3 protein-coding genes are annotated in these 2,063 nt (G+C 53.8%); all 3 read right to left on the minus strand.

What is annotated here, in order from left to right; translation table 11 throughout:
* Window positions 1-408: type VI secretion system Vgr family protein (locus ASC94_RS12565; protein ID WP_307718835.1), on the minus strand; the 408-nt coding region annotated here is incomplete at its 3' end.
* A gap of 90 nt (window positions 409-498) precedes the next feature.
* Entirely contained in the window at window positions 499-915 is a 417-nt protein-coding gene (locus ASC94_RS31790; protein WP_082616463.1) for an Imm70 family immunity protein, read from the minus strand.
* Window positions 916-1,168: 253 nt separating this feature from the next.
* Window positions 1,169-2,063, minus strand: an 895-nt coding sequence (locus ASC94_RS33005; protein WP_200955677.1) for a hypothetical protein, incomplete at its 5' end; no start/stop codon positions are given.

Consider the following 2,063-nt stretch of genomic DNA (forward strand, 5'->3'; position numbering starts at 1 on the left):
GAGGGCGTGCTGCGCGGTGGCGGCGTCGCCGAGCTGCTTGGCCAGTTCTTCGGCGGCTTTCAGCTGCGCCAGCGCTTCGGCGGTGTCGAGCTGGGTGGACGTGATGCCGCTGCCTTGCGCGCTGCGCGCGCTGGTGGTGAGCAGCACGCCTTCGGCGCCGCGCACCACGGCCCAGGCGTCGGTGCGCAGCTCGAAGCCCGCGCCGCGGTAGCTGCCGCGTTGCGCGGAACCGGGCGCTTGCTGGATCAGGTAGCCCAGGTTGAGCTGCGTGGCGGCGCTGCTGCTGGCCAGGCGCGTGCGCACCTGGCCGGGGGTGTCGTCCAGCTGCCATTGGCCGTAGCCGCTGTGGTCGAAGTTGTGGCTGTGGATGCCGCTGATGGTGCCGGCGTGGTTGACGCCCGCGTCCACGCCTGCCGCGAAGGGCTGCGTGTCGCTGCCGGCAGTTACGTAGCGCTGTGCAATTAGCTGCCGGTGGTAATGAACTAGGTCATAGTTCTATTATTGAAATAGTATGGGCAAACTCTTCTCGACGCTTAGGGAAGATAGGTCCTGAAGGCGTTCCACGAGTGATATTCCATCTATATCAAAGAAGCAGTCAAGTAACGATTTCGGCGTAATGCCGAAAACTCTTGCAGTTTCCAGCTTCCATTCTGCATTAAGCTCTACAGGCGGGAAATTTGGCAGTTCACGTGCTATCGCATCTAACTCCAGCAACAGTGCACTTGCGTCAACTGGAGTCCATTGTCCATCATTATCAGAGTGATTTATCAAAGTTGGGCATTTTTTTCCTGCCATTCCCTTTTCAACGGTCGCTGTCACTGCATCACGAAAGAAGTTAAAGTCCGCGTATGAGCCTACCTCAACGGCATCGAGTTCGTTCTGATCATTGTCGAAAATTGCCAAATACAGTCCCATTATGTCCTCTCGACAAGAATCAAATTTTTGTTTTCCTTGATGAAAGACTTTAATGTGTCATCAAAGACAGTAGTCTTGGGAGCTCTTAAAACGAGCTTCTTCTTCCTCTGGCCAGCCATGTATGTAAGTAGCTTTATCTGATAGGTTAGAAATAGCTTTGATGGACTCTTTATTAAATATATCTTTTCGCCCACTTCCGCATCTGGTCGGGACCCGCGAGCGGTTTGATGCTTCGTATACTTAAATTCCATGATTACTTCGGCCTTTCTAATTTTGCACCCCACGCATCAAGCCAGCTTTTAAAACTTTGGTTGACTGGCCGCGTCGTTTGTATCGTGTACGGTTTTTTGTCGATCAATGCCTTATATGTTTGGAGGCGTAGCTGATAGCTAGAGTTTAGTTCACTTTTCCCCCCTTTTATTTCCAGATATCCTTTCTCTGTGCCATCAAAGATCGTGCCTTTGGCTAGGCCACCTTTGGTATACTTCGCATCTCCCACTATGGCCTTGAACGTCGCGGAGTCGATTTGTTCTGCGGTAGGGCGGAAAACCTCATTGTTTTTAGCAATACCCAGCTCCGCTAATTGGTCAGCCTCATGTTGCTGTCCGCTGCGTAAATGACTCGGCTTACTCGCAGTGGCGGTTGGTGGAGTAGGTAGACCGCCTGTTGTTGGCGTAGGAGCCTTAAGTTCACCGCACTGCTCGCATTCCCTTGCGCGCGTCGATGCAGTTCCCTTTTGTTGAGTAGCGGAATTTTTGGCTACAACAGCTTCATTTGCTATTTTAGCTTCCTTTGCCGCCACTTCGGCAGCTTCGGCTTGTTTTTTTGCCTTGGTCAGGTCGGTGATGGTCTTCCTGAGTGCGGTCGCTTTTTCAGTCAAGCCGGCTATCGTCTTGGTCGCGCGGACTGCTTTGACAGGCTTAGCCACCGCATCGCCAAGATACGGAACCATGCTTACCGTGCTGAGAGCGGCTCCCCACAGGTCGCCGTTTCGCACTGACACCCCAGCGCTGACTAGGTCGGAAACAGGAGTAGGGTCAATCGTGCCCGCGATGTCGGCGGCGACGCCGGTTGCTTGCCAGGCCAAGTCGGCATCGACCTTCGCCAAGGCATCCGTTGCGGCTGCAAGTTGTTTGTTGATTGCGTCG

It is taken from the genome of Massilia sp. Root418 (assembly GCF_001425265.1).
Classification (GTDB): Bacteria; Pseudomonadota; Gammaproteobacteria; order Burkholderiales; family Burkholderiaceae_D; genus Rugamonas.

Bases quoted from the DNA above. Each gene is read 5' to 3' on its own strand.
- ASC94_RS31790 (WP_082616463.1), bottom strand. From the start codon at position 915: ATGGGACTGTATTTGGCAATTTTCGACAATGATCAGAACGAACTCGAT.